The 15080-nt window shown below is 71.1% G+C and carries 12 protein-coding genes; 5 read left to right on the forward strand and 7 right to left on the reverse strand.

Going from position 1 to position 15080, the window contains the following annotated elements:
- The first annotated feature begins 130 nt into the window (after positions 1-130).
- The 3 genes from ACFVTR_RS07540 (at position 131) to ACFVTR_RS07550 (ending at position 5793) form a co-directional block, all read left to right on the forward strand.
- Positions 131-1093, forward strand: coding sequence for a helix-turn-helix domain-containing protein (locus ACFVTR_RS07540; RefSeq protein ID WP_387036108.1), 963 nt, complete (start codon positions 131-133; stop codon positions 1091-1093).
- 80 nt (positions 1094-1173) lie between these two features.
- Entirely contained in the window at positions 1174-2517 is a 1344-nt protein-coding gene (locus ACFVTR_RS07545; RefSeq protein ID WP_387036110.1) for a nitrate/nitrite transporter, read from the forward strand.
- A 174-nt stretch (positions 2518-2691) separates the two neighbouring features.
- A complete protein-coding gene (locus ACFVTR_RS07550; RefSeq protein WP_387036111.1) occupies positions 2692-5793 on the forward strand; it encodes a M14 family zinc carboxypeptidase in 3102 nt (1033 codons plus the stop codon).
- Positions 5794-5913: 120 nt separating this feature from the next.
- On the opposite strand, the gene ACFVTR_RS07555 is transcribed toward ACFVTR_RS07550, so the two are convergent.
- From ACFVTR_RS07555 to ACFVTR_RS07570, 4 genes are all read right to left on the reverse strand, one after another.
- Positions 5914-6774: a 3-hydroxyacyl-CoA dehydrogenase gene (locus ACFVTR_RS07555; RefSeq protein WP_387036113.1), complete on the reverse strand. Its 861-nt coding sequence runs from the start codon at positions 6772-6774 to the stop codon at positions 5914-5916.
- A gap of 70 nt (positions 6775-6844) precedes the next feature.
- Entirely contained in the window at positions 6845-7324 is a 480-nt protein-coding gene (locus ACFVTR_RS07560) for a MarR family winged helix-turn-helix transcriptional regulator (protein WP_387036115.1), read from the reverse strand.
- Positions 7325-7422: 98 nt separating this feature from the next.
- Entirely contained in the window at positions 7423-7797 is a 375-nt protein-coding gene (locus tag ACFVTR_RS07565; protein ID WP_387036116.1) for a VOC family protein, read from the reverse strand.
- A gap of 48 nt (positions 7798-7845) precedes the next feature.
- Positions 7846-8358, reverse strand: a complete 513-nt coding sequence (locus ACFVTR_RS07570) for a methylated-DNA--[protein]-cysteine S-methyltransferase (protein ID WP_387036118.1) — start codon at positions 8356-8358, stop codon at positions 7846-7848.
- A 124-nt stretch (positions 8359-8482) separates the two neighbouring features.
- Here ACFVTR_RS07570 and ACFVTR_RS07575 point away from each other — a divergent pair, with 124 nt between their 5' ends.
- Complete coding sequence (locus tag ACFVTR_RS07575; RefSeq protein WP_387036120.1) at positions 8483-8797, forward strand: DUF1905 domain-containing protein; 315 nt, start codon at positions 8483-8485, stop codon at positions 8795-8797.
- A 76-nt stretch (positions 8798-8873) separates the two neighbouring features.
- On the forward strand, positions 8874-9974 hold the full coding sequence (locus tag ACFVTR_RS07580) for a hypothetical protein (protein ID WP_387036122.1): 1101 nt from the start codon (positions 8874-8876) through the stop codon (positions 9972-9974).
- A 280-nt stretch (positions 9975-10254) separates the two neighbouring features.
- On the opposite strand, the gene ACFVTR_RS07585 is transcribed toward ACFVTR_RS07580, so the two are convergent.
- Genes ACFVTR_RS07585 through ACFVTR_RS07595 form a run of 3 tightly spaced genes read right to left on the reverse strand, consistent with a single transcriptional unit; the run spans position 10255 to position 15059 of the window.
- Positions 10255-13410 carry an alpha-mannosidase gene (locus ACFVTR_RS07585; RefSeq protein WP_387036124.1) on the reverse strand — a complete coding sequence of 1052 codons (3156 nt, stop codon included), beginning with the start codon at positions 13408-13410 and terminating at the stop codon, positions 10255-10257.
- A gap of 9 nt (positions 13411-13419) precedes the next feature.
- Entirely contained in the window at positions 13420-14256 is an 837-nt protein-coding gene (locus tag ACFVTR_RS07590) for a carbohydrate ABC transporter permease (protein ID WP_387036125.1), read from the reverse strand.
- Positions 14253-15059: a carbohydrate ABC transporter permease gene (locus ACFVTR_RS07595; RefSeq protein WP_387036597.1), complete on the reverse strand. Its 807-nt coding sequence runs from the start codon at positions 15057-15059 to the stop codon at positions 14253-14255. The genes ACFVTR_RS07590 and ACFVTR_RS07595 overlap by 4 nt, the downstream gene beginning before the upstream one ends.
- Between the last annotated feature and the right edge of the window lie 21 nt (positions 15060-15080).

Here is a 15080-nt window from a genome sequence, read left to right on the forward strand (position 1 = left end):
CGGCGCCGGTTAGTGTGGTGGCGGAGAGATGCCATGGCCTCGATCCGCCACGACGGGGTCGCAGTCGACCCGGCTCGACGTGAGGTCGGTCGCGTGCGGAGACCGGGCCGCGGAGAACGGAAGGGCCCGGGTGCTCGAGGCGATCGGATTGGACGACGAGCACACGTCGGTCTACCGGCTGATCCTGCAGCGGCCGTCTGCGAGCGTCGACGAGCTCGCCGCCGCGGCGGAGTCGACGAGCGCCCGGATCCGGCGCATCCTCGCCGAACTCGAACGGCTGGGCCTCCTCGCCCGTCAGGCCTCCGCACCCGATCGCGTCGTGGCATCCCCACCCTCGATCGCCCTGCGCCCCATGCTGCTCGAGCGCGAACGCGGACTCGCCCAGGCGCACGAGACGCTGCTGCAGCTCAGCGAGATCTACCGCGAGGGTGCCGCGCAGCGTGTCGCGCCCGACGTCGTCGACGTCATCGTCGGCGCCGACGCGGTGCGGCAGCGATTCGCGCAGCTGCAGGCGTCGGCGACCGAGCAGGTGAGCGTGTTCATGCTGAGCGAGATCGCGTTCCTCGGCGCCGAGGAGAACGAGGAGGAGGATCGGGCGCTCAACCGCGGCGTGCGCTATCGCGTGATCGTCGAGAAGGGCGTGCTCGAACGGCCGGGCTTCATCGAATCGGCCCGTGAGGCCGCCCCGTACGGCGAGGAGGTGCGGGTGCTGCCGACCCTCCCGACCCGGCTCGCCATCGCCGACGACCAGATGGCGCTGCTGCCGATGCGATCGCACGGAGATGCCCGCGCCTCGGGCGCGCTGCTCATCCACCCGAGCGGGCTGCTCGACCTCGTCCTCGCGATCTTCGAGGAGTTCTGGGCGACGTCGACCGAGTTCCTCACCTCCGGCGAGATCCCCGGCGCGCACGATGCGATCGACCGGGATCTGCTGAAGCTCCTGCTCCTCGGCCTCACGGACGCCGCCGCCGGCGCGCAGCTCGGGATCTCGGTGCGTACCGTGCAGCGCCGGATCGCCGAGCTCATGGAGACCGCGAAGGTGTCGACGCGCATCCAGCTCGGCGCGGAGGCGGTCCGACGCAGCTGGGTCTGAGGCATCCCGGTCGCGGCGACGCGACTACGCTGGAACGCGATGGGCCATCGGCCCGAAACCCTCGAGGAGACTCCGCACTCGTGACCGGCACCCCGCAGCTCGCACCGACCTGGCGGCTGTGGCTGGTCTGGGGCGTCAGCGTCGCCGCGTACATCGTGTCGGTGACGAACCGCACCTCGCTGTCGGCCGTCGGCGCCGACGCGGCCGTCAGGTTCGACGCGGATGCCTCGACGCTGTCGATGTTCGCGGTGATCCAGCTGGCCGTCTACGGCGGCATGCAGATCCCCGTGGGTCTCCTGCTCGACCGATTCGGCGCCCGCCCCATCGTGACCGCGGGCATGGCGCTCATGGCGTCGGGCCAGCTCGTGATGGCGCTGTCGACCGACGTCGGCACGGCGATCATCGCGCGCGTGCTGCTCGGTGCGGGCGACGCCGCGATCTTCCCGAGCGTGCTGCGCGTCGTCGCGACCTGGTTCCCGCAGCAGCGCGCGCCGCTCATGGTGCAGCTCACCGGCATCATCGGCCAGACGGGCCAGCTGCTCGCGCTGCTGCCGATGGCGGCGCTCCTGCACGCGACGAGCTGGACGGTCGCGTTCGGCAGCCTCGCCGGCCTCGGCGTGCTCTTCACGATCCTGACGTTCGCGATCGTGCGCAACCACCCGCCGACGAGCGATGCGGATGTCTCGGTCAACACCGAGACCGGGGCGATCGCCGTCGTCCGCTCCTCCGCCGACCTGCGTCAGGGGTTCCGCGAGTCGTGGGGACACCCGGGCACCCGGCTCGCGTTCTGGTCGCACTTCACGACGCCGTTCGCGGGCACCGCCTTCGTGATGCTCTGGGGCTTCCCGTTCCTGACCGCCGGCGAGGGACTCACGCCCGCGATGGCGTCGCTCGTGCTCAGCGCGTTCGTCGTGTTCGGCATGCTCGTCGGGCCCGTGATGGGCGCACTCTCGAGTCGGCATCCCCTGCGCCGCTCGCGCATGCTCGTGCTGCCGACCATCGCGATCCAGGCGGTCGTGTGGCTCGTGGTCATCGCCTGGCCGGGCCCCGCGCCGCTGTGGCTGCTGTTCGCCCTCGCCCTCGCTCTCGCGACGGGCGGCCCGGCGTCGATGATCGCGTTCGACCATGCGCGCACTCACAACCCGAGCCACCGGCTCAGCACCGCGACCGGCATCGTCAACGGCGGCGGGTTCATCGCGGGCCTCATCGCGATCTTCCTGATCGGCCTCGCGATGGACCTGCAGGGCGCCGGCACCCCCGACACGTACTCGCTCGAGGCGTTCCGCCTCGCGTTCCTCACGCAGGTGCCGCTCTGGGTCGTGGGTGCGGCGTTCATCGTCGTCGAGCGTCGGCGCACCCGCGTGCGGATGGGGCTCGACGAGCCGCGCACGCGCCGGCGCAGGCGCGACCGAGATCCCAGCTGACGCCCGTCGAGTTCCGGCGAGCAATCCTCAAGATCACCTTGACAGCCGCGCGCGAGTCGCGGAAGGCTATGCCCTAGGGTCCGCGGAGCGCCAGAGGCGTGACGAACAGGCCGTCGAATGACGACGTCGTCACGATCCGACCTCGGCCGAGGGACGGGCCGAAGGAGTCCGCTCATGGCTGGAAATCGCTCCATTCGCACTCGCGTCGCCGTCGTCGTCGCCGCACTCGCGCTGACGTTCACGGTACTGAGTCCCGTCGGCGCCAATGCCGCCGAGGACGACGGCGCCCTCGACATGTACACGGCGGAGGTCAGCGGCGACGAAGCCGCCGAGATCGCCGCGGGCGGGTTCGATGTCGCGAACCGCACGGTGACCGAGACCGGGGTGAGCATCGACCTGGTGCTCACCGCCGACGAGGCGAAGGCCCTCAAGGCCCGCGGCGTCGACGTCAAGGTCAAGAAGAACAAGGACGGCAAGTCGGCCAAGCAGCTCGCGGACGAGCAAGCCGCCTCGGGCTACGAGGTCTTCCGGTCGTGGGACGAGCGCGGAGGCATCCGCGACGAGCTGTACCAGCTCGCGAAGAAGAACCCGCAGGTGGTGAAGCTCGAGGTGCTCGGCCACACCTACGAGGGTCGCGAGATCATCGCGATGAAGGTCACCCAGGCCGCGAAGGGCACTCGCGACGGCGCACGACCGGCGGTGCTGTACAGCTCGACCCAGCACGCACGCGAATGGATCTCGACCGAGGTCAACCGGCGGCTGATGAACTACTACATCGACGGCTGGAAGAACAACGACAAGGAGATCAAGAACCTCCTCAAGAACAACGAGCTGTGGTTCGTCGTCGTGGCCAACCCCGACGGCTACCAGTACACGTTCGACCACGAGCGGCTGTGGCGCAAGAACCTGCGCGACAACGACGGCGACGGCCAGGTCACGCGGGCCGACGGCGTCGACCCCAACCGCAACTACCCCGAGCACTTCGGCTACGACGAGGAGGGGTCGTCGTCGCAGAGCTCTAGCGACACGTACCGCGGCCCGTCGGCCGGATCAGAGCCCGAGACGCAGGCGATGATGTCGCTGTTCGACCGGGCCGACTTCTCGTTCCAGGTCAACTACCACTCGTTCGGTCAGTGGCTGCTGTATGCCGAGGGCTGGCAGACCGGCACGCCGACGGCCGACGACCCGATCTACTACGCGCTCTCGGGCAACCGCGACAACCCGGCCATCGACGACTTCGAACCGGGCCTGTCGTCGGACGTGCTCTACGTGACCAACGGTGAGACGACGGACTTCGCGCACTCCCAGCGCGGCACGCTCGCCTGGACGCCCGAACTCGGCGAAGGCTCCGACGGCGGCGGGTTCGTGTTCCCCGACGACGAGGCGCAGGTGCAGGCCGAGTTCGAGCGCGCACTGCCGTTCGCGCTCGACGTCGCGAAGTCGGCGGCGAACCCCGCCGAACCGGTGTCGCACCTCGGCCTCGAGACGAAGCCCTTCTACCTCGAGAGCGATGACACCTACAAGGCCGGCCTGCCGCTCGTGAACTTCACGTTCGACTACTCCTACGGCGACCCGCAGGAGGTGCGCGTCACCGCACGGCGCAACCTGGGCGACGTCACGCTGAAGTACTCGATCAACGGCGATCCCGCGGTGAGCGCCACGACCGAGGAATGGACCGGCGGCGAGCGATACGGCGGCACGACCGGCGTGCACTACCGGGTCATGAGCGGGTTCGTGACGGGCACCGAGCCCGGCGACGAGGTCGAGGTCTGGTTCGAGGGCGGCGGCGAGACGAGCGACTCGTTCACCTACCAGGCCGTCGAGGAGTCCGACGACGACGTGCTGATCCTCGCGTCCGAGGACTACACGGGCGCCTCGCCGGTGCAGGCCGGCGGGCCGAACTACCTCGCCTACTACGAGGACGCGCTCGACGCGAACGGCACCGGGTACGACGTCTACGACGTCGACGCACGCGGCAGGACCGCACCCGACGCCCTGGGCGTGCTCTCGCACTACGAGGCCGTCGTCTGGTACACGGGCGATGACATCATCACTCGCGAACCCGGCTGGGGCGGTGGCAACGCCTCGCGGCTCGCGATGGACCAGACGCTCGAGGTGCGCGACTTCCTCAACGAGGGCGGGCAGGTGCTCTACACCGGCAAGTACGCGGGCACCCAGTACGCGGCCGCGCAGCTGTACGACCCGACCGCCGCCAACGCGCAGTGCAGCGCCGACCCGGCCGTGGCAGCGCGCTGCCGCCCGCTCAACGGCTCCGGCGACGGCATGAACGACACGCTGCAGTACTGGCTCGGCGCCTACCTGGTGATCGACGACGCGGGCACGAACGAGGACGGCGAGCTGCTCGACGTGCTCGGCGTGGACACCCCGTTGACCGGCCTCGACTGGGGCTTCGGCGGCGCCGACAGCGCGCAGAACCAGGATCACAGCAACTCGTTCATCACGACGAGCGGCATCCTCGATCCGCAGCAGTACCCGCAGTTCGACAGCTGGGTCGCGGGTCGGTGGGACCGCGAGGGCGGTCCGTTCGAGCCGCACACGGGCGACGCCTACGCGTACTCGCAGATCGGCGACGTGTCGTACAAGCGGCTGACCCGCACGATCGACGTGCCCGCCGGCGGCGCCGATCTCTCGTTCTGGACGTCGTACGACACCGAGGTCGATTGGGATCACGTCGCCGTCGAGGCCCACACGCCGGGCCAGGACAACTGGACGACGCTGCCCGACTTGGGCGGAGCGACCTCCGACAGCGTCGGCGAGAGCTGCCCGGCCGGGTGGCGCGAGCTGCATCCGCACCTCGACCACTACCAGACCTACGACGAGGCGGCGGCCAGTTGCGAGCCGACCGGGACCTCGGGCGTCTGGCAGGCCGCGTCGGGCAACTCGGGCGGCTGGCAGCAGTGGTCGGTCGACCTGGATGCCTACGCGGGCGGCCAGGTCGAGGTGGCGATCGCGTACATCAGCGACTGGTCGACACAGGGGCTGGGCGTCTTCGTCGACGACATCGTGGTGTCGACCGGCGAGGGAACGACGTCGTTCGAGGGCGGCGACACCGGCGGCTGGGAGGTCACCGGCCCGCCCGCCGGCAGCGCACCGAACCCGAACGACTTCGTCTTCACGACGGCCGCCGGGTTCCCCGAGGCGGCGGTCGTCGCGACGCCGGGCTCGCTCATGACCGGCTTCGGCTTCGAGGGCATCGACGATGCCGCCACTCGGGCCGACTGGATGGGCCGAGCCCTGGAGCACCTGCTCGACTGACGCTTCGGCGGTCGAGAGGCGCAGCGTATCGAGACCCTGGGACAGGACTCGATACGCTGCCGGTGCACCTCGTCGACGAAGGACGACCGGGGCGGGGCGCCCCGGTCGGTGCGACCAGGCTCAGGCGTCGTAGCGGTAGAAGCCCTCGCCGGTGGCGACGCCGAGCTTGCCCTGGTCGATGTACCGCTCCTTGAGGAGCGCGGCGAACTCCTGCTGCTTCGGCCCGCCCATCATCGAGATGTTGTACGCGGTCGTCAGCCCGACGATGTCGTAGATCTGGAACGGCCCCATCGGTGCACCGGTGCCGATGCGCCAGGTCGCGTCGATCGCCTCGGGCTCGGCGACGCCGTCGACGAGCAGCTGGCCGGCCGCCGAGAGGAACGGCACGAGCAGCGAGTTGAGCACGTAGCCCGGCTGCTCCTTCTTGATCTCGATCGGCACCATGCCGATCGCCTCGGCGAACTCGACGACCGTGCGGTACACGGCGGGGTCGGTCGCGGGCGTGCCCATGATCTCGGCGGTGTTGTGCGCCCAGATGCGGTTCGCGAAGTGCAGGGCGAGGAACCGGTCGGGACGGCCGGTCGCGTCGGCGATCGCGCTCGGCAGCAGCGTCGAGGAGTTGGTCGCGAAGATCGTGCGCTCGGGGGCGACGGCGGCGAGCTTCTCGTAGGTGGCGCGCTTGATGTCGACGCTCTCGGGCACGGCCTCGATGACGAGGTCGGCGTTCGCGACGGCCTCAGCGAGGTCGGCCGAGTACGAGAGGCGCGCGAGGGCGGCCTGCGCACCGCCGTCGGCGGCGCCCGCGACGCCCTCCTCGACGTAGGTCGCGGCGAGCTTCTCGAAGCGCTGCTTCGCGGCGGCGAGCGCGGCGTCGTCGAGGTCGTACGCGACGACCTCGAGGCCGCTGAACGCGGTCTGATACGCGATCTGCGAGCCGAGCACTCCGGTACCGAGCACGGTCACGTGCTGCACTGCGGTCATGGTTCTTCCTTCTTCCTGTCGTGCCCTCGTGGGGCCTCTGGTCGGTGCCCTCGTGGGGGCTTCGCGCGCGTCAGTCGTCGGCCGCCGCGTTCGTCTCGGGATGCCTCGGCCGGTCGCCGTCGGTCGCGGCATCGTTGAACCGGGTGAGGTCGGTCGCGAATCGCGCGACCTCGTCGTCGCGCCACCCGCCGAGGTGCCGGTCGACGACCGCCTGCAGGAGGTCGATCGCCTCGCGGTACGCGGCCCAACCCGACTCGGTGAGTTCGAGCGGACGGCCTCGGCCAGAGGCATCCGCGATCTCGCGCACGACGCCGAGCCGGGTGAGGCCCGCGAGCTGGCGCGACACGGTCGAGCGGTTGAGTCGGAACGCCTCGGCGATGTCGACCGAGCGGCACTCGGGGTGGTCGACGATGTAGCCGAGGATCGACTGGTCGGTCATGCTCAGGCTGAGCGGCGCGGTGCGCGCGTCGGCGACGCCGCGGCGGGAGACGACGATGAGCTCGCGCAGGATCGCTGCGGCGTGATCGTCACGGGCGGTGCGCTTCACCATGGCCGACTCCTTCTGTTGTCATATGCAACGCTACGCTTCGGCGTTGCATTCCACAACAGAAGGAGTCGGGAGGAATCAGGCGGCTCGTCGGCCCCGTGCTACTGCTCGGACCAGACGCCGAGCTCGTTGCCGCTCGGGTCGGTGAAGTGGAACCGCCGGCCGCCGGGGAACTCGTACGGCCCGTTCGTCACCGTGCCGCCCGCCGAGACGATCGCGGCGAGGGTGCCGTCGAGGTCGTCGCTGTAGAGCAGCACGAACGGGCCGCCGGCCACGACCTCCTCGACGAGCGTGAGGCCGCCCGCCTCCTCGCCGTCGGCCTCGGCCGACGTGCGGATGCCGGCGTACTCGTCGCCGTACGAGGTGAAGGACCAGCCGAACGCGGTGCCGTAGAAGGCCTGCGCGGCCGCGAGATCGGTGACGGAGATCTCGACGTAGTCGATGGTGAGCGGGATGCGGTGGTCATGAGTCGCCATGACGTCACGCTGCCACTACCTGCCGACATGGCGGGCGTGCGGGGCCGCTCAGAACAGCCGGGCCTGCGCCACGACCGCGGCGCCCTCGAGTTCGAGCAGGAACCGCTTGCGCTCGAGGCCGCCCGCATAGCCCGTGAGCGAACCGTCGGCGCCGACGACGCGATGGCACGGCACGATGATGCTGAGCGGGTTGCGGCCGACGGCGCTGCCCACGCGGCGCGCCAGGTTGCGATCGCCGAGCCGCGTCGCGAGCTCGCCGTACGTCACGGTCGCGCCGAGCGGGATCTCGCGCAGCATGCCCCAGACGAGGTGCTGGAACTCGTCGCCGTCGGGCGCGGTCGGCAGATCGAACGCGGACCGGGTGCCGGCGAGGTACTCGTCGAGTTCGACGCCGAGCCGGGTGATGAGGGCGTCGTCGCGGGCGGAGACCTCGACGCCGATCGTGCCGGCTGCCGGCGGGTGCCAGTGGCCCGGGAAGTAGATGCCGACGAGCGCCTCGCCGTCCGCGACCACGAGCAGCTCGCCGAGCGGCGTCGACAGGGTGGCGTGGCGGCGGGACATGACTCCATCCTGCCCCCGAAGGGCGGGCGCAGGGGGCGATTCTGCAGCGGGAATCGGACGTCGTCGCGGAGGCGGCCCGCTCGAGCCCCGGAGCCGTGACGGCGGCTCGACCTAGGATGGCCGCATGCGTGATCCTCGCCCGACCGGCGGCATGCGGGTCGACTTCACCGCCGTGATCTACGAGTGGTCGGCCCGGCGCAACTGGTTCTTCGTCGACGTGCCGCCCGAGCCGAGCGCCGACATCTCCGATCGCCCGCGGATGCCTCGGGGCTTCGACTCGGTGCGAGTCACCGCGACCGTCGGCGCAACGACCTGGGACACCTCGATCTTCCCCGGCGGCGGCACCTACGCGCTCCCGCTGAAGCGCGCGGTACTGAAGGCCGAGCAGATCGGCGAGGGCGACGAGATCGAGGTCGCGCTCGTCGTGCACGACGGCTGAACGTGGGCGGGCCGCGCCCGCGTCAGAGCGGGTAACACGACCGAACTGTACAGCCCGGTCGATCTAGCATTGCGGGATGCCCGAACTCCCCCGCGTCGCCGGCGCGCACCTCGTCGGATCGATCAACCAGCCGAGCGCGGAGGCGACCTTCCGCGTCGTCGCCGCGGAGCTCGGCGACGACCTCGCCCGCATCGCCGACGGCGAGGTCGGCGAGCGGTTCCACTGGATCCTCTTCCAGGGCGCGGCCTTCGACGCGGTCGACGGGCTCAGCCGGGTGCCGATCGACCCGATCATCGTCGCCGGGTTCGACCTGCGCCCCACCGTGCTCGACGGCACGGTCGACGCCGGAGCCCTCGCGTTCGGCCCGCTCGGCTACGCCGACGCCGCGGCCGCGAGCTACGCCGACTTCGTGCGCCTGCGCGAGGAGGGGCTCATCGCCGACGGCACCCGCTTCCAGGTCTGTCTGCCCTCGCCGCTGGCCCCCGTCACGACGTTCGTCGCCCCGGCCGACCGCGCCGCCGTCTACCCGGCGTACGCCGGGGCCCTCGCCGCCGAGCTCGACCGCATCGCCGAGCTCGTTCCCGCCCGCGACCTCGCCGTCCAGATCGACCTCGCCACCGAGTTCGCCTACCTCGAGGGCGTGAGCCTCGGCGGCGGACCGCTCGAGGCGTTCTTCGCCGACGGCGGCGCGGGCGCTCCGGCGCTCGTGGCGGCGATCGCCTCCCTCGCCGCGGAGCTCGCCGACCGCGTGCCCGACGGGGCGCAGCTCGGATTCCACCTCTGCTACGGCGACGTCGCCGAGAAGCACTTCGTCGAACCGACCGACGCCGGCCGGCTCGTCGCCGTCGCGAATGCGCTGGCCGCGCAGGTCGGGCGCCCGATCGACTGGGTGCACCTCCCCGTGCCGATCGAGCGCACCGACGCCGACTACTTCGCGCCGCTCGCCGGCTGGACGCTGCCCACCGCGACCACGCCGTACCTCGGTCTTGTGCACCACGAGGACGGCGTCGACGGCGCCCTGGCCCGCATCGCCCCGGCCCGCGAGGCCTTCGCCCGAGCGGGCGTCGCCTCATTCGGCGTCGGCACCGAGTGCGGCTTCGGCCGCGGCCCGGCCGAGCGCACCGGGGGACTGCTCGCCCTGCACCACGAGGTGATCGCCGCCGCGGCACGCCCATGAGACGGGGCCGGGGCTCGCGGCATCATTGCGCCGAAGCATTACGTCACTGATACGTCAGTGGTATCACCGCGGCACTGGGTCACTGATACCACTGACGTATCAGTGACGTCGTCGCGCGAACAGCGGCTGCCCTTGTGCGATTCCGAGTTCGATCGGGCCGAGGCGGCACCCGGAGGTTGCTCCTGCCGCTCGCTCTGACACTGACCCGCTGGGCGGGTCAGTGTCAGAGGGGCCGACTGGCGGTGTCACCCGATCACCGCGGAGGGCTGCTGCACGGCGCCTACTCGCCCTCCGCGGTCGAGGGGCTGAGCCGCAGCGTCACGATGTGGAACGGGCGAAGCTCGAACTCCCACGCAGTCGGGCCGGCAGCGGCGAGCGCGACGCCGACGCCTCCCCCGGCGGGGTCGGCCGCGTCGAGCGGGCGCTCGAGCAGGTCGGTCGCCACGACGTCGGCCGCGAAGGATGCCTCGAGGCGCGCGCGTGCGCGAGCACCGTGCGGCTCGTAGAGGCGCACGATGACGTCGCCCGAGGCATCCTCGGCGAGCTTGACCGCTTCGACGACCGCCCCGGTCACGCTCACGAGCGGCTCGATCGACGAGGCATCCACACCGCCGATCTCGCGGAGCGGCAGGTTCATGCGGTAGCCCTCGGCGATCGCGTCGGGGATTCCGGCGCCCGGCATGATCGAGACGCGCAGCCGGTGCTCGCCCTGGTCGGCCTCGGGGTCGGGGTAGCGCGGGGCGCGCAGCAGCGAGAGCCGGGCGGTCGTCACGGTCGCACCGGGGCGCGCGGGGTCGGCGTCGCGGCGGAGGTCGTGCCCGTAGGTGGAGTCGTTCGCGATCGCGACGCCGTAGCGGGGCTCGCCGACGTGCACCCAGCGGTGGGCCGGGGTCTCGAAGCGGGCGGCGTCCCACGAGGTGTTCGCGTGCGTCGGCCGGTGGATGTGGCCGAACTGGATCTCGCTCGTCGCCCGCTCGGCGTGCACATCGAGCGGGAAGGCGAGCTTCAGCAGCTTCTGCCGCTCGTGCCAGTCGATCTCGAACTCGAGCTCGAGGGCGCGCGCGTCGGCCCCCAGCGACACGGTCTCGACGATGACGGATGCCCCGAAGCGCCGCGTGATGCGCACGGCGACTCGCTCGGCATCGGCCCCGCCCGCCGCGGTGGGCACGACCTCGACCGATTCGGCCTCGCGCAGCTCGACGACGTTGCGGGCGTAGTGGGCGTCGATGTCCCAGGCGTCCCACTGGTTGGGGGTGTCGCGGAAGAGCTGGAGCAGGTTGCCGGCGCGGCCCGGCGCGATCGCCTCGCGGCCGAGGCGCCCGTCGGGTTCGCGGTGCCGCAGGGAGACGAGCAGCCCGTCGGCGTCGAGCACGGCCTCGAGGTGGGCGTTCTCGAGGGTGATGTGGTCGCCGTCACGAGTGAGCATCGCACCGGGGGTCGTGCGGGTTCCGCCCGGGGTACCGCCCATCGCCGGCACCCCCGAGACCGCGTACGGCCCGGCGTTCAGGCGCAGCATCCGATCGCCCTGCCCGGCGAGCGCGCGCACCGACCGCTCGATGATCGACTCGAGCACCTCGGCGACCTCGGCGTAATGGCGTTCGGCCTCGCGATGCACCCACGCGATCGACGAGCCGGGCAGGATGTCGTGGAATTGCTGCAGCAGCACCGTCTGCCAGGCCTCGTCGAGCTCGGCGCGCGGGTACTCGGCCGCACCGCGCACCGCGGCCGTCGCCGCCCACAGCTCGGCCTCGCGCAGCAGGTGCTCGCAGCGCCGATTGCCGCGCTTCGTGCGCGCCTGCGAGGTGTACGTGCCGCGGTGGAACTCGAGGTAGAGCTCGCCCGCCCAGACCGGCGGCGCCGGGTACTCGGCCTCCGCCGCCTCGAAGAACTCGCGCGGCGACGACAACCGCACCTGCGGCGATCCCTCGAGCGAGGCCGTGCGATGCGCCGACGCGAGCATCTCGCGGGTCGGCCCGCCGCCGCCGTCGCCGTAGCCGAAGGGCACGAGCGAGGTGTTCGCCGCACCCTTCTCGGCGTACTGGCGCTCGGCGCGGGCGAGCTCCTCGCCGGTGAGCTCGGCGTTGTACGTGTCGACCGGCGGGAAATGCGTGAACACCTCGGTGCCGTCGAGCCCCTGCCAGCGGAACGTGTGGTGGGGGAAGCGGTTCGTCTCGTTCCACGAGATCTTCTGCGTGAGGAACCACCGCGAGCCCGCTGCACGCACGATCTGCGGCAGCGCGGCCGAGTAGCCGAACGAGTCGGGCAGCCACACCTCGAGCGGCTCGACGCCGAGCTCCTCCATGAAGAAGCGCTTGCCGGCGACGAACTGCCGCGCGAGCGACTCGCCGCCCGGCAGGTTCGTGTCGGACTCGACCCACATGCCGCCGACGGGCACGAACGAGCCCTCGCGCACCCGCGCGCGCACCCGCTCGAACAGCTCGGGATAGTCGCGCTGGAGCCACGCGTACTGCTGCGCCGACGAGGCGGCGAACACGAAATCGGGATGCTCCGCGATGAGCGCGTCGACGTTCGAGAACGTGCGGGCGACCTTGCGCACCGTCTCGCGCACGGGCCACAGCCAGGCGCTGTCGATGTGCGCGTGGCCGACGGCGTGCAGGCGGTGCGAGCTCGCCCAGGCGGGCGCGGCGAGCACGGGGGCGAGGATGCTCCGCCCCTCCGCCGCGGTGCCGGCGACGTCGTCGGGGTCCATCGCGTCGACCATGCGCTCGAGCGCGCGCACGAGCTGCGCGCGGCGCGTGGAGTCGGCGGGCAGCTCGACGGCGAGCTGGCGGAGCACCCGCACGTCGTGCAGGAGCTCGTCGACGGTCTCGTCGCGGAGCGCGAGCTCGACGGCGCCGAGCACGTAGAGGGGTTCGTCGCCCGCGGTCTCCCACTCGCCGCGGAGGGTCGGCGCGAAGGTCCAGTCCTGCATGACGTCGGGGTTCGACGCGGCCTCGAGGTACACGACGGCCTGCCCGTCGGCGGCGCCGATGAGCTCCAGCGGCACCGCCCGGTTGCGCGGCTCGACCGCCTTCACGATCGTGCCGTCGGGGCGCCACACGAGCGCCTCGGCCTGGAACCCCGGCGTCACCGACGAGAACCCGAGATCGACGACGAGCTCGGGGCGGCCTCCGTCGATCGAGACCACGCCGCCGCCCCGCGTCGCGACGACCTCGGTCGACGCGCGGCCGAGCAGATCCGCGACCAGCGGCACCGACACCCTGAACCAGGTCGTGCCCCACGCGCGCCCCCACGGCGTGCCCGCCGACACGGGCTCGAAGCGTTGCACCACCGCCTCGGCGAACGGCACGGGTTCACCGGGCGCCTCCCACCGCTCGAGTGTCGCGGGCACCCGCTCGCGGTAGCGGGCCGGCTCGAGCCGTTCACGCACGAACCGCGCGATGCGGGTCTCGACCAGGGCGGAATCGTCGTGCATCGGGGGCTCCTATCCCTTGACCGCGCCCTGCAGCGCGAACGAACCGCCGATGCCGCGCGACACGAGCACGTACAGCGCGATGACCGGCAACGAGTAGAGCAGCGAGAAGGCGGCGAGCTCGCCGTAGGCGACGGTGCCGTACTGCCCGAAGAAGCTGTAGATGCTGACCGCGGCCGGCTGCTTCGCCGGGCTCAGCAGCAGGATGAAGGGCACGAAGAAGTTTCCCCATGCCTGGATGAACACGAAGATGAACACCACCGCGATGCCCGGCCGCATGAGCGGCACCACGATGCGGCGCAGCGTGCCCATCGCAGAGGCCCCGTCGACCCAGGCCGCCTCCTCGAGCGAGACGGGCACCGAGTCCATGAAGTTCTTCATCATCCAGATCGCCATCGGCAGGCTCGTCGCCGCCATGAAGAACGTCACCGCGGCGAGGTTGTCGAGGTAGCCGAGCCTGACGAAGAGGCTGTACACGGGAACCATGATGGCCGTGATCGGCAGGCACGTGCCGAACAGGATCGCGTAGAGGTACGGCGTGTTGAAGCGCGACTGGTATCTCGACAGCGGGTACGCGGCGAGCACCGCGACGACGACCGTGATGAGCGCCGAGCCGGTCGAGAGCAGCGTCGAGTTCCACAGCGGCAGCAGTGTGCCCTCGGGGGTGAGCACCGCGGCGAAGTGGTCGAGCGTGAAGCCCTCGGGCAGTTCGGTGCGCTGGCTCGGGTTCGTGTCGATCGAGGCGAGCACGAGCCACGCGAGCGGCACGAGGAAGCACACGCCGATGAGGGCGAGCGCCAGGTTTCGAGCGGTGGATGCCACGGCACGGCGTGGCGACGCGAGGCTCATGAGCGACGCTCCGGGCGCAGCATCCTGATGTACGCGATCGAGAAGGCCGCGCCGACGACGATCATGACCACCGCGATCGCCGAACCGTAGCCGATCTGCTGGAACTTGAACGCCTCCTGGTAGGCGAACACCGGAAGGGTCGAGCTCGCCATGCCCGGCCCGCCCTTCGTCATCACCCAGATCAGGGTGAACACGGCGAGGGTCTGCAGGGTGATGAGCATGAGGTTCGTGGCGATCGACGGGCGGATCATCGGCAGCGTCACCCACCAAAGGCGCTTCGCGCCGCCGGCCCCGTCGACGATCGCGGCCTCGCTGATCTCGGGCGGCACGTCGTTGAGCGCGGCCTCGTAGACGAGCATCGAGAACGCGGTGCCGCGCCACACGTTCGCGAGGATGACGGCGAGCATCGGGAAGTCGTAGAGCCAGTTCGCCCCGTCGATGCCGATCGCACCGAGCAGTTGGTTGAGCGTGCCGTCGTCGGCGAAGTAGGCGTAGGCGGCGAACGCCGCGACGATCTCGGGCAGCACCCAGGCGGCGACGACGGTCGTGCCGACGACCCCGCGCACGGCGCGGTTCGCCTTCGACATGAGGAGCGCCAGACCGAGCCCCACGAGGTTCTGCCCGATCACGGCAGAGCCGAGCACGAACACCACGGTGAGCAGGAGCGAGACGGGGAAGTCGCGGTCGGTGACGAGTTCGACGTAGTTGTCGAGCCCGACCCACTGCGGCTCGCGCGCCGAGCGGCCGGTGAGCGCGGTGTCGGTGAACGAGATGACGACGGCCCAGATCACCGGGCCCGCCATGAAGAGGGCGAGCAGCAGGAT

This window comes from Agromyces sp. NPDC058126 (genome assembly GCF_042884595.1).
In the GTDB taxonomy this organism is placed as follows: Bacteria; Actinomycetota; Actinomycetes; order Actinomycetales; family Microbacteriaceae; genus Agromyces.